Here is a 16,214-nt window from a genome sequence, read left to right on the forward strand (position 1 = left end):
GCCGACATGATAAGTGATCCTGGCGGCGGACACGGCGCGGCGCGCGGCTCGGTGCCGACGCGCCAGGCCCGCGGACACAAAAAAGGCCGTGCGCGTGGCACGGCCTCGATCCGGAACCGATTGCTGTCGACACGGCCCGGCGGCGATGACACCGCCGCCGGGCCGTGTCGCGACGCGCGCCTGCATCAAACCTCCGCCGGCTCCCCCAGCGGTCCGGCATCGCGATCCGCCACGCGCCGCGGCGAATCGGCGAGCCCCTTCGCCAGCTCCAGCGCCTGCCGCTCGAACAGCCGCCGATAAATCCCGCCGTCGATGCGGATCAGCGCGTCGTGGTTGCCTTCCTCGATCACCTTGCCGCGATCGAGCACCAGCAGCCGGTCGAGCGCACGCACGGTCGACAGCCGGTGCGCGACGACCAGCGTCGTGCGGCCGACCATCAGCCGCTCCATCGCCTGCTGGATCAGCAGCTCGCTTTCGCTGTCGAGGCTCGACGTCGCTTCGTCGAGGATCAGGATCGGCGCATCGGCGAGGAACGCACGCGCGATCGCGACGCGCTGGCGCTCGCCGCCCGACAGCTTGATCCCGCGTTCGCCGACGAGCGTGTCGTAGCCGGCCGGCAGCGCGACGATGAAGTCGTGCGCGCTGGCCTGACGCGCGGCGCGCTCGATGTCGGCGCGGCTCGCGCCGGGGCGCGCATACGCGATGTTCTCCGCGAGCGTGCGGTGGAACAGCACCGGCTCCTGCTGGACGATCGCGATCTGGCTGCGCAGCGACTCCTGCCGCACCTGCGCGATGTCCTGGCCGTCGATCGTGATGCGGCCGCCCGACACGTCGTACAGGCGCTGGATCAGCTTGATGAACGTCGTCTTGCCCGACCCCGAATGGCCGACGAGGCCGACGCGTTCGCCGGGCGCGATCCGCATCGAGAAATCGTCGTACAGCGGCACCGGATGGTTGCCGTAGCGGAACGTCACGTGCTCGAAGCGGATCTCGCCTTGCCCGATCCGGATGGCCGGCGCGCCGGGGCGATCGTCGATGCCGAGCGGCTGGCGTTCGAGCGCGACGAGTTCTTCCAGGTCGTTGACCGAGCGCTGCAGGTTGCGGATGTGCATGCCGACGTCGCGCAGGTAACCCTGCAGCATGAAGAACATCGTCAGCGCGAACGCGATGTCGCCGACGCTCGCCTCGTCGTTCATCCACAGCCGCAGTGCGACGCCGATCATCGCGGCCTGCATCGCGACGAGCATCGCACCCTGCAACCCGCCGTTGAACGTGCCGCGCACCCACGTGCGGCGCGTGCGCTGCCGCCACTTGCCGATCACGCGCGCGAGTCGCGCTTCCTCGCGCGTTTCCGCGCCGAACGCCTTGACGACCGCGTTGCAGCTGACGGCGTCGGCCAGCGCGCCGCCCATGCGCGTATCCCACAGGTTGCCGAGCCGGGCGGCCGGCGCGACGATGCCGAGCGACACCGCGACCGTCACCGCGATGTACAGCAGCGAACCCGCGCCGACGACGAGCCCCATCACGGGCCAGTGCGTGCCGAGCAGCACGGTCGCGCCGACCAGCATCGTGACCGACGGCAGCAGCGCGATCAGCACGGTGTCGTTGAGCAGGTCGAGCGCCCAGATCCCGCGCGTGATCTTGCGCACGGTCGAGCCCGCGAAGCTGTTCGCGTGCCAGTCGGTCGAGAAGCGCTGCACGCGGTGGAACGACGCGGCGGCGATCTCGCTCATCATCTTCAGCGTGAGCGTGATGATGTTCAGGTAGACGCCCTGGCGCAGCACCGTCGCGCCGATGCCGAGCGCGGCGAGCGTGCCGAATGCGACGAGGGCCGAATGCCACGCGGCGGCGCGGTCGGTCAGGCCGGTCGACAGTGCATCGACGAGGCGGCCGGCGAACAGCGGCGTGAGGACGTCGGCGAGCGCGGCGAGCAGCGCCAAGCTCGCGACCGTGGCGATGCGCGCCGGCTGCTTGCGCCAGTAGCGGATGGTGAAGCCGAAGACGGCCTGGAATGCATGGCCGCCCAGATGGGAGGTTTTTCTGGTCATGTATCGTTGCCCGGCGCATCGCGCGACGGGACTTTCCGGTTCGGAGAACGTCGAAAACGCAACAGCCGGGCCGCGCGAAACACGCGGGCGGAACGAAACGGGCTGTCGGGAAAAGCGCGGCTGACGGGTTAGCGGAAAACTCGGGAGCCGGCGCGGACGGCGGGCTGGATCAGCTGCGCCGTGGGACCACGTTCGGGAAGGTTGCTGGCATTCGGAACATCTGCACCTCCCCTGAAGTGAACGGTTGAAAGGACGCCGAAAAGACGTGGAAAAGATTCTAGCAGGACAGTCGCGCGCGCCGCAACGTCTGACGAATGCGGCGTTGCTGCGTCGATACGGTTAGTATTCAGGGTTTTGGCCCCTTTTCGCGTACGTTGCGCGATGGCGGGCAGGGGCCGGCGGGCGCATCGATTACACTTCCGCGTCCGCGGCGCACGACGACGCGGTCCGTACAGATTCACTCCGAACCATTCCCGAGGAAACGATGAGCGACGTTCAGCAAGGCATCCTGGCTCCGATCGATACGGCAGCCCGATACCTGACTTTCACGATGTCGAATGACGGCAATGTTGCCGCGGCGCTGGCCGCGCTGCGCGAGATCGTCGACGGACGCGACACGGTCGTCGGTTTCGGGCACGCGCTGGCTGCCTATCTCGGGCATCCGGTGCCGGGCCTGACCGACTACCCGGCGTTCGCGGTGAACGACCGCACGCTGCCGGCGACGCCGGCCGACGTGTGGGTCTGGCTGCGCTCGGACGACCGTGGCGAGATCGTGCTGCGCGCGCGGGCGATCGAACGCGCGCTGGCGCCGGCATTCGCGCTGCAGGATGCCGTCGACGGCTTCCGTTATTCGAACGATCGCGACCTGTCCGGCTACGAGGACGGCACCGAGAACCCGGAAGGCGACGACGCGGTGGCCGCGGCGATCGTGACGGGGCAGGGCGCGGGGCTCGACGGTTCGAGCTTCGTCGCGGTGCAGCAGTGGGTGCACGACTTCGACCAGATGGAGCGCATTCCGTCGGGCGACATGGACCACATCATCGGGCGTCGCCGTTCGGACAACGAGGAACTCGACGACGCGCCCGAATTCGCGCACGTGAAGCGCACCGCGCAGGAGAGCTTCGCGCCCGAGGCGTTCATGCTGCGCCGTTCGTCGCCGTGGTCGGACACGCGCCGTGCGGGCCTCTACTTCGTCGCGTTCGGCTGTTCGTTCCGCGCGTTCGACGTGCAGATGCGCCGGATGAGCGGCGCGGAAGACGGCATCGTCGACGGCCTGTTCCGCTTCACGCGGCCGCTGACGGGCGCGTATTTCTGGTGCCCGCCGATGAAGGACGGCAAGCTGGATCTGTCCGCGCTCGGACTGTAAGCGCCGGGCGGGATCGATGAACGGGCGGGTCGCGCTGGATGCGCGGCCCGCCCGTTTCGTTTTTCAGGCTTTCAAGTGGCAGTGCGTACGGCCTGCCGCGCGCGTCAGTTCAACGTCGTGTCGATCCGCGTGCCGCGCTTGATGAACTGCGTCACCGGGGTTTTCTCGCAGATTTCCGCGAGACGCTGGCGTTGCGCGTCGTCGAGCGGGCCGTCGAGCGTCACGACGCGGCGCACGTATTGCACGCCTTCGCGATCGGCATGCAGCTCGGTGCTCACGGCGATGCGCGCGGCCGGCCACGTCTTGCGCTGCATATACATGCGCAGCGTCGCGGCCGTGCATTGTGCGAGCCCGGCCAGCACGAACTCGTATGGCGCCGGCCCGCGATCCTGGCCGCCTTCGCGCGGCGCTTCGTCGCCGGTCAGCGCATGCGTGCCGGCCTGCAACTGGACGACGTAGTTGGGTGCGTCGGCATCGAGGACGGCGGCGGCGTGGATGAGCGACATGGCAAGTCTCCGGTAAGCGGATCAAGGAAAGCGGGCGCCGCGTGGCGGCGTGGTGAAGGACGGATCGATTCTAACGGGTGCGCAGGCAACGGATGCGCCGGTCGGCATACGCGGCGATCGCACGCGTTCGATGCGTGTCGATGCCGTTCGCGCCGATACGCGAGCGTCCGCTTGACCGTTGCGCAACGCCATCGAACACGCATGTTATTACGCACGACGACCGCAACAATCGGCCGCATCGCATACGCGATTCTGTGCCTGCATACCAGCGGCGCGCGGCAGCCTGTAGTAATCCGCCATCATGCTGTCCCGGTCGGCCATTTCGCGCCAAAGGCACTACCCGTTCGGCTAAGATGCCGTCGCTTCATATTTCGGGATAGCCGTCCTGTCGCACGCATTCAAACCAAATATAAGCCTGACAGTTCGACGGTATTAGAAGAAGTCGAACAAGTCGGGGGCTTGGCCAGTGAATGCAGCAGATCAGCGATGGGTCATCATCTATTTGAGTACGGGTTTTTCGTTGGCCCAGGCCGCGCGTCTTGGCGAGGCCTTCAACCTGGCGAATCGCCTGCATGGGTACGGCGTGGATTACCAGCTCAAGTACGTCTCCGAAAGCGGGGGACTGTTGCAGTCGTCGTCCGGCGTGAGAATCGCGGCCGATCCGCTCGGCGACGAACACAGCCGCCGTGCGCTCGCGTTCTTTCATCTTCATGGCGACCGTGCGGCCGTCAACTGGGACGACGCATTGCAGCGGCGCCTGACCGACATTCGCCTGCATGCGCGCTGGATCGTCGACGCGATGGATCTGCCCGCGCTCGCCGCCACGCGGCGGCCGTCGTCGTCGATCGACGGGCGGCCGGGCAGGTCCGGGCGCCGCGCCACCACGACGATCGAATCGCAGGCCGGCGAAACCGACGTGTTTGCCGCCGCGCTCGACATGTTCCGCGCCGACCTCGGCGACGGCGCCGCGCAGGAGATCGCCAGCAACATGATGCGGCCGGTCGAGCAGCGCTATGTGCAGTCGATGTGGGCATTCCGCGAACTGAGCGCGAGCCCGTCGATCCGGATGTCCGCGCAGCGGCTGCGCGCGCAGAGCGTGAACCGCATCTCGATCGCGAACGCCGCGCAGGCGGCCGCGATGAGCGAGCGCAATTTCCTGCGGCGCTTCAAGAAGGAAATCGGCGTGACGCCGACCGAGTTCGTCCAGCACGTGCGGCTCGAACGTGCGTGCCACATGCTGATCCATACGACGCTGCCGGCCGACAAGGTCGCGCGGCGCACCGGGTTCGGCAGCGGCGAGCGGCTCGCGAAGCTGTTTCGTCAGCGCCTGTTGATGTCGCCGACCGAATTTCGCGTCGCCGAGCGGGAAAAAATCCTCGCGCACGGCGCGGCGTCGCCCGATCCGGATGACGGGGCCGCCGCCGCGTGTTGCGACGGCGACGGGGCGGGATGCGACGCGTGCGTGGCCGAGCACGGGAAAACGGGCCGGATACCCGTAGAATCGTCGTGTCGCGACCTCGATTCCCGGTTTCCATGCCTTTCCTCCCCACTACCGCCACCGCCCCTTTCTGCCCGTCGGAAGTAAAGGGCAGCATCACGATCGATGCCGCCGCGCCGCGCTGGCAGAAGCTCAGGCGTTTCTTCGGCCCCGGCCTGCTGGTCGCGATCGGCTATATGGATCCCGGCAACTGGGCGACCGATATCCAGGCCGGCTCGCAGTTCGGCTATTCGCTGCTGTGGGTCGTCGCGTTCTCGAGCCTCGCGGCGATCTTCCTGCAGATGCTCGCGGCGCGGCTCGGCCTCGTCGCGGGCAAGGATCTCGCGCAGGCCAGCTACGAACGCTACGGCCGCCTCGGCCGCGTCGTGCAGTGGATCACCGCCGAAGTGTCGATCATCGCGTGCGACATCGCGGAAGTGCTCGGCTGCGCGCTCGCGTTCAAGCTGCTGCTCGGCGTGCCGCTCGCATGGGGCGTCGTGCTCACCGCGCTCGACACGGTGATCGTGCTCGGCCTGCAGGGCAAGGGGTTCCGGCAGATCGAGGCGATCGTGCTCGGGCTGATCGCGACGATGGCGTTCTGCTTCGTCGCGCAGGTGGCGATCACGCCGCCCGACTGGCATGCGGTGGTCGGCGGGCTCGTGCCGGGCGACCCGGGCCACGACCGCAAGGACGCGATCGTGCTCGCGCTCGGCATCGTCGGCGCGACGATCATGCCGCACAACCTGTACTTGCATTCGTCGGTCGTGCAGACCCGGCACGTCGTCGGCGGCGCGCGCGGCGTGATCCGCGACACGCTGGCGCTCGTGCGCATCGATACCTGCGTGTCGCTGTTCGTCGCGATGCTCGTCAACGCGGCGATCCTCGTCGTCGCGGGTGCGGCGTTTCATGCGACGGGCCAGCACGACGTGACCGACATCGAGCAGGCGTACCGGCTGATCACGCCGATCGCGGGCGGCGCGGCCGCGCTGTTGTTCGGCATCGCGCTGCTCGCGTCGGGGCAGAGCTCGACGCTGACCGGCACGATCGCCGGCCAGGTGATCATGGACGGTTTCCTGCATACGAAGATCCCGTGCTACCAGCGCCGGCTGATCACGCGCGGGCTCGCGCTCGTGCCGGCGCTGATCGGCGTGCTGTGGCTCGGCGACGGCTCGGTCGGGCAACTGCTCGTGTGGAGCCAGGTGCTGCTGAGCCTGCAGTTGCCGTTCGCGATGTGGCCGCTGATCCGCTCGGTCAGCGACCGCGGCACGATGGGCGACCACGCGATCGGCCGCGGGACGCAGGTGGCCGCATGGGCGCTGTTCGCCGTGATCACCGGCACGAACCTGCTGTTGATTACCGGTGTCGCGGGCTGATACAGCCTGTCACAGGCTGACACAGGTGCGGCGTGCGCTTGCGGTAAACTCTGGCCTTTCGATCGTCCCCGAAGTCCGTTATGTGGAGTGAAATCAGCAATATCGGCGATGCCGCGCTGACCTTGCCGATCGCGCTGACCTGCGCGGTATGGCTCGTGCTGACCGACTGGCGCCTGGCCGCCCGCTGGGGTGTGCTGCTGGCCGCCGGCATGGGCGTCGTCGGCGCCACGAAGATCCTGTATGCCGGATGCGGCATCGAGCTTCCGCAATTCGATTTCCGCGTGATCAGCGGCCATACGATGCTGTCGACGTCCGTGTGGACGGTCGCACTGTCGATGCTGTGGCAGGCGTTCCGGCCGGGCAAGGCGCCCGGCATCGCGGCCGGGCTGGCCATCGGTGCGATCACGGCCGTCGCGCGCGTGTTCGATCACTCGCACACCGTGCCGGAAGTCGTCGTCGGCTGGATGCTCGGCGCGCTGGTCGCGCTGGTGTTCCTGCGCGGCTACGACGGCGCGCGGCAGCGCGCGTTCTCGCCGCGCGTCGCGGCGGTCTGCCTGCTGCTGGTGTCGGGCATCGCGTATGGGCACCGCGCGCCGTTCCAGCAGATGATCGACACGCATTCGCCGCAGCTTTGCGCGTTCGTGCGCGCGCCGTCGGGCGACCGGTTCTGACGGTTGCCGGTGGCGGGCGCGCTGGCGCCGCCTTCTCTCCGCCGGCGTTCGTCCGGCGTTGTTTCTAGCGTTTTTCCGGCGGGTTGCACGATGCCTCGCCGGCTCATCTTCCCGGTTGCTTCCCCGCTTTCCCCGGTTGTGCGGAACGCAACGCCCGGCATCCGGAAAATCGACTCGCTCGCCAGTCCACCCGGTCGGCCCGCATGGGCGCGCGCATCGGCGCCGCTACGCGCCAGTCATGAACGATGTCTATGACCGGGCATAACGAATATTCATCAGTTGCTCCGAGAAACCCCGTCCTTCAGGACGGGGAGGAAAGGCGTGCTGTTGACAGGCTGCTTCTTCCACGGGTTAGGATCACCGACATGATCCTTGTCTACCGCTACCGCGTGAAGTCGCTCAACGGACTGCTTAACAAGCAGAGCCGCGCGGTGAACTACGTCTGGAACTTCTGCAACGACACGCAGAAGCACGCGCTGAAGTGGGGCAAGAAGTGGCCTACCGGATTCGACCTGAACGTGCTGACGACCGGCAGCAGCAAGGAACTCGGTATTCACTCCGGCACGGTCAACGCGACGTGCGAGCAATACGCGAAGTCGCGCAGCCAGCGTCGACGCCCTTATCTGCGCTATCGCGGCCGGAAATCGCTGGGCTGGGTGCCGCTGAAGGGCCGTGACCTGAAGCGCGCGGGTGACGCGTTCCGTTTCGCCGGCAACACCTTTCGCGTGTTCAACAGCCGACCGCTTCCCGAAGGCAAGATCAAGGACGGGAGCAACTTCGCGCAGGACGCGCGCGGCAATTGGTTTCTCAACATCGTGATCGAGATGCCGGATGTGCAGGCCCGCCCGCTCCGTTCCGGCGTCGGCATCGATCTCGGCCTGAAAGACTTCGCCACACTTTCGACCGGCGAGAAGCTGCCCAATGACCGGTTCGGTCGACGCGCGGCTGAAAGGCTGGCGAAGGCGCAGCGAGCACGAAAGCACAAGCGACATATCGCGAAGCTGCACGCCAAGGTCCCGAATGCCCGCGCCGACTTCCAGCACAAGCTCGCGCTCGATCTGGTGCGGCGTTTCGATTACATCGCGGTTGGCAACGTGTCGGCCGTCAAACTTGCCAGAACCAGCATGGCGAAGAGCGTCTACGACGCATCCTGGTCGTCCTTCCGGAACAAGCTCCGTTACAAAGCGATGGCGCACGGGGCCACGTTCGAGGAAGTGGACGAAAGCGGGTCGACCCAGTCCTGTTCGTCGTGCGGATCGAAAGGCAGCACGACGCGGCCGAAAGGTATCGCGGGACTGCGAGTAAGAGAATGGGCCTGCAGTGACTGTGGTGTCGTGCATGATCGTGATATCAACGCTGCGTTGAACATTCTCCGATGCGGACGTGCATCGCCAGGTGTGGGAATCCTCTCCCTTTAGGGAGACGAGGACGTCAACGATTGGCGGCATTCGCGTACGCTGGCTGTCGTTCAATCGCGGACAGGCTGCCCGGCCGGTCCGGCGTGCGGCGCGTTCAACTCGATATACTCGCGGAAACCGTGCGATGCGTCGTCATGTCGGCGCACCGGCCACCGGCGCACGTCGGCCGGCAGCGGCCCTGAAGGCCCGGAACGCACGGAAACCCCGTCGCGGCAGCGTTCCGCGACGACGACTCAAGACAGGAGCAGGTCACATGACAATCGTTTCCCCACGCCTCGCCGGCAAGTGCGCATACATCACGGGCGCCGCGGGCGGCCTCGGCCGCGCGATCGCGCGCCGGATGGTCGAGCAGGGCGCGCGCGTGTTCGTGACCGACATCGCGGAAGCGTCGGTGCTCGACGCGTTCGCGCAGGAACTCAACGCGGGCCACGCGACGCCGGTCGCGTTCGCCGCGACCCAGGACGTGCGCGACGAAGCGCGCTGGCAGGCGCTGCTCGCGCAGGCGACCGATGCGATGGGCGGGCTGTCGGTGCTCGTCAACAACGCGGGCGTCGGCTCGATCGGCTCGCCCGCGCAAATCGAGCTGGACGAATGGCGGCGCGTGATGGCGATCAACGTCGAGAGCATCGTGCTCGGCTGCAAGCACGCGCTGTCGTACCTGGCCGAGAGCCATCCCGCGTCGATCATCAACATCTCGTCGGTCGCCGCATTCAAGGTCGAGCCGGACTTCACCGCGTACAACGCATCGAAGGCGGCGGTCGCGTCGCTGACGAAGTCGGTTGCGATCGATTGCGCGCGCCGCGAGATCGACGTGCGCTGCAATTCGATTCACCCGGCGTTCATCCGCACGGGGATCGTCGAGCCGCTGTTCCAGTCGCTCGGCGAACGCGACGCGACGCGCAAGCTCGCGCGCGGCATTCCGCTTCGCCGGCTCGGCGAGCCGGACGACGTCGCGCACGCGGCCGTATATCTCGCGTCCGACGAGAGCCGCTTCGTGACGGCCGCCGAACTCGTGATCGACGGCGGCATGTGCGCGGTCTGACGCGCATCCCGAACCACAACGATTGGAGGAGAACAGCATGTCGACACCCGTGAACCGCCAGCTGCTGCTGAAGACGCGCCCGGAAGGGCGGGTCGGCCGCGAACATTTTTCGCTCGTCGAGACGCCGGTGCCGGCGCTCGCCGACGGCGAGGTGCTCGTGCGCGTGCTGTACCTGTCGATGGACCCGACCAACCGCGTGTGGATGAGCGACGTGCCGCAGTACCTGCCGCCCGTCGCGATCGGCGAGGTGATGCGCGCGCTCGGCATCGGCCGCGTGGTCGCGTCGCGCCATGCGGGGTTCGCGGAAGGCGATCTCGTGCAGGGGCTCGTCGGCTGGCAGGACTACGCGGTCGTGCCGGCCGAGCAGGCCGCGCAGCTCGTGAAGCTGCCCGCGCAGTCGGGCCTGCCGCTGCCGACGCTGCTCGGCGCGTGCGGGATGAGCGGGCTGACCGCGTACTACGGGCTGACCGACATCGCGCCGGTGCAGCCGGGCGAAACGCTCGTCGTGTCGGCGGCGGCCGGCTCGGTCGGCTCGATCGCCGGGCAGATCGGCAAGATCCACGGCGCACGGGTGGTCGGCATCGCGGGCGGCGCGGACAAGTGCCGCTACCTGACCGAGACGCTCGGCTTCGACGCGGCCGTCGACTACAAGGCCGACGATTTCCGCCAGCAACTGAAGGCGGCGACGCCGGACGGCGTGCACGTGAACTTCGAGAACGTCGGCGGCGAGGTGATGCGCGCGGTGCTGTCGCGGATGGTGATCGGCGGGCGTGTCGCGCTGTGCGGCGTGATCTCGAACTACAACAGCGGGCGCGCGGCCGACGACGTCGGCGTGCTGATCTCCAAGCGGCTGACGATGCGTGGCTTCCTGATCCTCGACTACCGCAAGAGCCGCGAAGCCGTGCAGACGCTCGCGGGCTGGCTGCGCGACGGCCGGCTCAAGGCCGAGGAAACCGTGGCCGACGGTCTCGAAAACGCGCCCGACGTGCTGAACCGCCTGTTCGACGGCGACCATCGCGGCAAGCTCGTGCTGCGCGTCGATCCGGACGCGTGACGGGCGTGTCACGCCTGTCGGATCGGGCCGCGGGGCCGTGTCGACCGCGCTGAGTTCGATCGATGCGGCTGCAGTTTAGGACTTGTCCCATATATTGTCCGGGCCGCTCTCCCTACAGTGATTGCCAGCACACAGGCGGCGTGACCGACGCGTCACGCCGCCTGTTTTTCTGGTGACGCGGCAGAGGAGAGGGAACATGCGCAACAACGCGAAGCGGTCGGCATCGGCAACGGCAGTGGGCGCCGGAGCCGTGCGGAGGATGGTGTTCGGGCTCGGTGTCGTGCTCGCGATGTCGAATGCAATGCCGAACGCGATGGCGGCCGGACAGCCCGCGTCGGACGGCGTCGTGCGGTTCACCGGTTCGCTCGTCGATCTCTACGACGTGACGCTCGATGCCCCGGCGGGCGTGCAGGTCGACGTGCGGGAGGCGGCTGACGGCGGGGCAACGGCCACGCTCCGGTTCGATGCGCATGGCCGGCGCTTGCCCGGTGCGCAGGTGGCGCTGGTCGGGCCCGACGGCGCGCCGTTCGCGCCGGACGGCGGCGCAGCGGTGCGTGTCACGTGGCGCGATGCGCGCGACGAACGAAGCGTGCGGCTGGCGCCGGGCCGGGTGCATCGCGTCGGCCCGTATGGCGGCGTGATGACGGTCGCGGCGGATGAAGCAACGGGCGCCGTGGCGCCCGTCGTGATCCATATCCGTCATCCTTGACTGGCGATGTCCGCACGCGTGCGGAGCGCCGGCGGCCGGACGCGGGTCATTCGCCCTGTTCGGCGCGCGCGTAGATGTCCCAGCTCGCCATGAACAGCGCGGCGACGAGCGGCCCGATCACGAAGCCGTTGATGCCGAACAGCGCCATCCCGCCGAGCGTCGAGATCAGCACGACCCAGTCGGGCATCTTCGTGTCCTTGCCGACGAGGATCGGGCGCAGCAGGTTGTCGACGAGGCCGATCACGCCGACGCAGAACACGACGAGGATCACGCACTTCCAGACCGCGCCGATCATCAGCAGGTAGAGCGCGGCCGGCACCCACACGAGGCCCGCGCCGATCGCGGGCAGCAGCGACAGGAACGCCATCAGCGCCCCCCACAGCACGACGCCCTCGATCCCGAGGATCCAGAAGATCAGGCCGCCGAGCGCACCCTGCACGAGCGCGACCGCGATGTTGCCCTTCACGGTCGCGCGCACGACGGTCGTGAATTTCGCGAGCAGCAGGTTCTTGTGTTCGTCGTCGAGCGGCAGCGCGCGGCGCACGCGGCGGCCGATCTCGCCGCCGTCGCGCAGCAGGAAGAACACCATGTACAGCATCACGCCGAAGCTCACGATGAACTGGAACGTGTTCTGGCCGATGCTGAGCGCCTGGGTCGCCGCGAACTGGCTGATCTGCGCGGCGCCGTCGGTCAGCTTCTTCTGGATGCCCGGGATGTTGGTCAGCCCGTATTTCTGCAGCAGATGCTGGATCGACGACGGCAGTGCGTGAATGATGTCCTGGAAGTACTGCGAATAGTTCGGCTGCGCGGTCTTGATTTCCTGGTACACGTACGCGATTTCCTGCACGAGCGTCCCGGCGACGAACACGAGCGGCAGGATCACGATCAGGATGATCAACGACAACGTGACGAGCGCGGCCAGGTTGCGCCGCTTGCCGAAGCGCGCGGCAAGCCAGCGCTGCACGGGCTGGAACAGGATCGCGAGAATGGTGCCCCAGAACACGGCGCCGAAGAACGGCGCGAGAATCCAGCAGAGTCCGACGGTGACCGCGAACAGCAGGAAGTAGAAGAATTTTTGGTGGTCTTGTCCGCTATCCATGGGTGGCATTCGCGCAGATTGATGCGTGGTTTGATTGAATCTCGTTGCCCTGTGCGCGATCGGTTCGCGAACGTCAGGGTTCACGGCGCAACGCGCCGCCGGGCGGCCCATGCGGAGTATGCCCGCAAAGGTGCCGCCATCATAGCCGCTGCGTGAGACACATGCGAAAACGCCGCGGCCGGGGCCGCGGCGCTGCCGGGAGGCGAATGCGGCGCAAAGGCCGCGTGCCGCATCGTCAGATGTGGAGCTTGGTGACCTTCGTGCCGTTCACCGACAGGTCGCCCATCAGGCCCGCGTTGGTCAGGACCAGCACTTCCACCGGTGCGGTGGCCGTGTTGGAGTCGACCGCGCCGTTCGCGCCCATCTTCACGACCGCGACGGAAGCGTCGGCGCCGGCCGACCAGCCTTCGGACTTGCGGAACGAGTCGAGCGCGTCCTGCGTCATGAACAGGAACACGACCGCCTTCGACTGCGCGCCTGCCTGCAGGCCGACCGACAGCGACGACGTGTTGTAGTAGCCGACGGTGCTGCCGCCGACGCGCAATGCGCCGTTGCCCGACTGGCCGCCGATGATGAAGCCGGCCTGCAGCACATTCGGGAACACGAGCACGCCGCGCGATTTCGCGACGAGCTCACGTGAGCCCGGCACCGTCGAATAGAGGCGCGACAGCGTCGCGTTCACGCTCGCGTCGATCGACTCGCGTTTCGATGCGCTGGTGGATGCGTTGTCGGATTTGTTAGGCGTGGTGGTGCAGCCGGCGAGGGCGAGGCTGCCGAGCATCACGGCAGCGGCGGCTTTCATGGCGAGGGATTTCTGCATGGCGGTTTCTCCTTCGTTGTCTGATTGAGGACGGACGGTGCGGGCAGCGGGGCGGCCGGCCCCGTTCAACGGCGGGAAAGGAGCAGCCCCGCGACGAACGCGAGGCCCGCGACGACGCCGGCGGTCTGCCACGGATTCTCGTGCACGACCTGCGACACGCGTTCGGCCGAATCGCGCAGCCGGGCGGCCGCGCTGCCCGACGCATAGTCGAGCGCGCCGCGCGCTTCGTCGATCCGCGATTGGATGCGCTTGCGCAGGGCGGCGATATCGCCATCGCCATCGTTTTTCAGCAGATCCTCCAGTTCGTCGACCAGCCCGCGCAGATCGTCGCTCACGTCGGCATGCAGGTCGCGGGCGGCAGAGCGGGTCGTACGGCCCACGCGTCGGCCGGTGCGACGGATGTCGGACAGGCCGCGGTCCAGCTTGTGTTCGATCGAGTCGGTAAGCGCCATGGTGTTTATCCTCCTTTGATTCCAGGCCAATTTGAAGATAAGACGAATCCCAGCAACTAGTGTGATTCACTTGATCCGCTTGAGTTTCGAGACAAATTTTCAATTCGTCGGCGGGATCGCCCGGAAGCCCCGTCACGCGGGGCGGGGCGGCGGTTGAAAAAATTTCGCGTCTCGGGGCGAGGCAGCGTGTCGAGCAGCGGATCGCAGTGAAGGTCCGGTAAATATGGCGTTGCCGGGCCGTCAGGTAAATAGTGCCGTTGCAGGCCGCGTACTGATGCAATTGCACTAATCAACGCCAGATCGATGCGCACGATTCGTGCCCGGAGCCGATTGCATCGCGCTGCCGTCCAGCGCGACGTCGATGACGACGGGATCGTGGTCCGACGAGCGGTAGGCGTCGGGTGCGTAATAAGCCGACCGTCGCGCGGACGTTTTGTAATCGGGCACGGGTTGCAGGACGAGCGGTTCGTCCGCGTTGATGTGCCAGAACTGCACGGCCTTCACGCGCGCGGCGAGCGGCGGCGTGGCAAGCGCATGGTCGAGATTGCCGGCTTCGCCGCGAAATACGTAGCTATACGCAGCATCGCCGACGAAGCGCGCCACCAGGTTCGTGTAGCCGCGCGCTTCGAGCGCGCGAACCGGGTCTTCCTTCGCATAACTGTTCAGATCGCCGATCAGCAGCACGCCGTCGGCCGCGACGCCCGTCGGCGACGTGGCGAGCCAGTCGGCGACGCGCGCGGCCGCCCGCGTGCGCGCCGCATTCCAGCAGCCCTGGCCGTCGGACTGGTCGAGATCGACGCCGCTTGCATGCGGGCAGTTCTTCGACTTCAGGTGATTGACCGCGACCGTGAACGCGCGCGTGCCGCCGATGCGCCGGAACGTCTGCGCGAGCGGCGGGCGGTGCCGGCCGCCGAGTGCGACGGTGGCGGCGCGCCCGATCGGCTCGACCGCGCGGCTGTCGTACAGCAGCGCGACCGCGATCGCGTCGCGGCCCAGCCGCGCGGTGCCGGGATCGACCGCGCGCCAGCCGTCGCCGAGTTGCGCGGCGAGACGCCTCACGGCGCTCGCGTCGCCGTGGCCGTTGTTCGCGATTTCCATCAGCCCGATCACGTCGGCGCGCAGCGCGCGCAACGCCGCGACGATCTTCGCTTCCTGCCGCGCGAACGCGGCGGGCGTTTTCGCGCCGCGGTTGGCCGGCGCGTCGAATCCGCCGCCACGGCCGTCGCCGTTGAAATAGTTGAATACGTTGAACGATACGACGCGCACGTCGGCATCGGGATGCCGGGCCGGTGCCGCGGTGCGCGGATTCGCGGCGGCATCGAATACCGGTGCCTTGCCGGCCACTGGTTGCAGCCGCCATGTGCCGTAGCGCAACTCGAGCACGCCTTCGACGCCGCGTACCGTGTAGCCCGCGCGCAGCGTGTTGACGGCACTCAGCGCGGGCGGCGGATAGCGCACGCTCGCCGAGTCGCGGCGGCTCGAACCGTCGTCGAGCACGATGCGGTTCAGTGCGTTGGCCGCGGCGTGCGCGGCAGCGTCGGCCGGCAGTGCGACCTGGGTCGGCACGCGCAGCCGGCCGTTGCTCAGCACGATGCTGCCGTAACGGCCGAGTTCGTAGGTATCGCTGACCGTCAGCGTTTGCGGCAGGCGTACGCGCATGGCTTCGTGCGCGGCCAGGACGGCGGGCGACGCGACCGGCAGCGCGAGCGTTGCCGGGGTGACCGTCTGCCCGCGTGCGCAGACGGCCACGCGGCCCGACAGCGTGAACTGCGTCCGGCCGTATTGCTCGTCGACCTTGCCGGTCAGGTGCACGAGATCGCCGGGTTCGGCGCGCGCGTTCGGCGCGTAGACGAACAGGCCTTCCGGGACGCCCGGCCGGCGTTGCCGCTGCGCATCGGCCTGCTGGACGAAGAAGCCGCCCAGGCCGTCCGCGCCGCCGAACGCCGCGGTGACGACCGCTTCGATCGACGTCGTTTGCCCGGCGAGCGGCGACGGCCGGCCGGCGCGGCGGATCTCGGCAATCGCCGTGGCTGCACCGCCGCAGCCGCTGCTGACCGGCAACGCGGCGGCGGCCGGCCGGGCGAAGCCGGCCGCGGAGAGCACGACGGACGACACCACGAACAGCGCAACGGCAAACAGGGGGAGCGGGCGTGACATGAGACGGTCCACAGGATGAAAA

At 67.9% G+C, this 16,214-nt stretch carries 14 protein-coding genes; 8 read left to right on the plus strand and 6 right to left on the minus strand.

Annotated features, from left to right (window positions below; translation table 11 throughout):
• Positions 1–185: 185 nt before the first annotated feature.
• Positions 186–2,048, minus strand: a complete 1,863-nt coding sequence (locus tag HWW87_RS02395; protein ID WP_175819097.1) for an ABC transporter ATP-binding protein — start codon at positions 2,046–2,048, stop codon at positions 186–188.
• 484 nt (positions 2,049–2,532) lie between these two features.
• On the opposite strand from HWW87_RS02395, the gene HWW87_RS02400 reads away from it, so the two are divergent.
• A complete protein-coding gene (locus HWW87_RS02400; RefSeq protein WP_175819098.1) occupies positions 2,533–3,414 on the plus strand; it encodes a Dyp-type peroxidase in 882 nt (293 codons plus the stop codon).
• A gap of 104 nt (positions 3,415–3,518) precedes the next feature.
• On the opposite strand, the gene HWW87_RS02405 is transcribed toward HWW87_RS02400, so the two are convergent.
• Positions 3,519–3,920: an OsmC family protein gene (locus HWW87_RS02405; protein ID WP_175819099.1), complete on the minus strand. Its 402-nt coding sequence runs from the start codon at positions 3,918–3,920 to the stop codon at positions 3,519–3,521.
• Positions 3,921–4,440: 520 nt separating this feature from the next.
• Between HWW87_RS02405 and HWW87_RS02410 the strand changes: the two genes are divergently transcribed.
• From HWW87_RS02410 to HWW87_RS02440, 7 genes are all read left to right on the plus strand, one after another.
• Entirely contained in the window at positions 4,441–5,505 is a 1,065-nt protein-coding gene (locus tag HWW87_RS02410; RefSeq protein WP_175819100.1) for a helix-turn-helix domain-containing protein, read from the plus strand.
• Positions 5,454–6,770, plus strand: a complete 1,317-nt coding sequence (locus tag HWW87_RS02415) for an Nramp family divalent metal transporter (protein ID WP_175819101.1) — start codon at positions 5,454–5,456, stop codon at positions 6,768–6,770. Before HWW87_RS02410 ends, HWW87_RS02415 begins: the two co-directional genes overlap by 52 nt.
• A gap of 80 nt (positions 6,771–6,850) precedes the next feature.
• Positions 6,851–7,441, plus strand: coding sequence for a phosphatase PAP2 family protein (locus tag HWW87_RS02420; RefSeq protein ID WP_175819102.1), 591 nt, complete (start codon positions 6,851–6,853; stop codon positions 7,439–7,441).
• A gap of 365 nt (positions 7,442–7,806) precedes the next feature.
• Positions 7,807–8,859 (plus strand): RNA-guided endonuclease TnpB family protein, encoded by a 1,053-nt coding sequence (locus HWW87_RS02425; protein WP_175820656.1) that lies wholly within the window; start codon positions 7,807–7,809, stop codon positions 8,857–8,859.
• A 253-nt stretch (positions 8,860–9,112) separates the two neighbouring features.
• Positions 9,113–9,901: an SDR family oxidoreductase gene (locus HWW87_RS02430; protein ID WP_175819103.1), complete on the plus strand. Its 789-nt coding sequence runs from the start codon at positions 9,113–9,115 to the stop codon at positions 9,899–9,901.
• Positions 9,902–9,938: 37 nt separating this feature from the next.
• Positions 9,939–10,955 carry an NADP-dependent oxidoreductase gene (locus HWW87_RS02435; RefSeq protein ID WP_043177915.1) on the plus strand — a complete coding sequence of 339 codons (1,017 nt, stop codon included), beginning with the start codon at positions 9,939–9,941 and terminating at the stop codon, positions 10,953–10,955.
• Positions 10,956–11,151: 196 nt separating this feature from the next.
• Positions 11,152–11,664, plus strand: a complete 513-nt coding sequence (locus HWW87_RS02440) for a thioesterase (protein ID WP_175819104.1) — start codon at positions 11,152–11,154, stop codon at positions 11,662–11,664.
• A gap of 46 nt (positions 11,665–11,710) precedes the next feature.
• Here HWW87_RS02440 and HWW87_RS02445 read toward each other — a convergent pair whose 3' ends face one another.
• The 4 genes from HWW87_RS02445 to HWW87_RS02460 form a co-directional block, all read right to left on the minus strand.
• The gene (locus HWW87_RS02445; RefSeq protein WP_174433258.1) at positions 11,711–12,763 is read right to left on the minus strand and encodes an AI-2E family transporter; all 1,053 of its coding nucleotides are present in this window, start codon (positions 12,761–12,763) and stop codon (positions 11,711–11,713) included.
• 235 nt (positions 12,764–12,998) lie between these two features.
• Positions 12,999–13,583, minus strand: coding sequence for a YSC84-related protein (locus HWW87_RS02450; RefSeq protein ID WP_174433259.1), 585 nt, complete (start codon positions 13,581–13,583; stop codon positions 12,999–13,001).
• A 65-nt stretch (positions 13,584–13,648) separates the two neighbouring features.
• Positions 13,649–14,035: a DUF883 family protein gene (locus tag HWW87_RS02455; protein ID WP_174387472.1), complete on the minus strand. Its 387-nt coding sequence runs from the start codon at positions 14,033–14,035 to the stop codon at positions 13,649–13,651.
• A gap of 285 nt (positions 14,036–14,320) precedes the next feature.
• Positions 14,321–16,192, minus strand: coding sequence for an ExeM/NucH family extracellular endonuclease (locus tag HWW87_RS02460; RefSeq protein WP_175819105.1), 1,872 nt, complete (start codon positions 16,190–16,192; stop codon positions 14,321–14,323).
• Positions 16,193–16,214 lie beyond the last annotated feature (22 nt).

This window comes from Burkholderia sp. BCC0419, assembly GCF_902830285.1.
In the GTDB taxonomy this organism is placed as follows: domain Bacteria; phylum Pseudomonadota; class Gammaproteobacteria; order Burkholderiales; family Burkholderiaceae; genus Burkholderia.

Bases quoted from the DNA above. Each gene is read 5' to 3' on its own strand.
- HWW87_RS02395 (WP_175819097.1), bottom strand. From the start codon at position 2,048: ATGACCAGAAAAACCTCCCATCTGGGCGGCCATGCATTCCAGGCCGTC.
- HWW87_RS02400 (WP_175819098.1), top strand. From the start codon at position 2,533: ATGAGCGACGTTCAGCAAGGCATCCTGGCTCCGATCGATACGGCAGCC.
- HWW87_RS02405 (WP_175819099.1), bottom strand. From the start codon at position 3,920: ATGTCGCTCATCCACGCCGCCGCCGTCCTCGATGCCGACGCACCCAAC.
- HWW87_RS02415 (WP_175819101.1), top strand. From the start codon at position 5,454: ATGCCTTTCCTCCCCACTACCGCCACCGCCCCTTTCTGCCCGTCGGAA.
- HWW87_RS02420 (WP_175819102.1), top strand. From the start codon at position 6,851: ATGTGGAGTGAAATCAGCAATATCGGCGATGCCGCGCTGACCTTGCCG.
- HWW87_RS02425 (WP_175820656.1), top strand. From the start codon at position 7,807: ATGATCCTTGTCTACCGCTACCGCGTGAAGTCGCTCAACGGACTGCTT.
- HWW87_RS02430 (WP_175819103.1), top strand. From the start codon at position 9,113: ATGACAATCGTTTCCCCACGCCTCGCCGGCAAGTGCGCATACATCACG.
- HWW87_RS02435 (WP_043177915.1), top strand. From the start codon at position 9,939: ATGTCGACACCCGTGAACCGCCAGCTGCTGCTGAAGACGCGCCCGGAA.
- HWW87_RS02440 (WP_175819104.1), top strand. From the start codon at position 11,152: ATGCGCAACAACGCGAAGCGGTCGGCATCGGCAACGGCAGTGGGCGCC.
- HWW87_RS02445 (WP_174433258.1), bottom strand. From the start codon at position 12,763: ATGGATAGCGGACAAGACCACCAAAAATTCTTCTACTTCCTGCTGTTC.
- HWW87_RS02450 (WP_174433259.1), bottom strand. From the start codon at position 13,583: ATGCAGAAATCCCTCGCCATGAAAGCCGCCGCTGCCGTGATGCTCGGC.
- HWW87_RS02455 (WP_174387472.1), bottom strand. From the start codon at position 14,035: ATGGCGCTTACCGACTCGATCGAACACAAGCTGGACCGCGGCCTGTCC.
- HWW87_RS02460 (WP_175819105.1), bottom strand. From the start codon at position 16,192: ATGTCACGCCCGCTCCCCCTGTTTGCCGTTGCGCTGTTCGTGGTGTCG.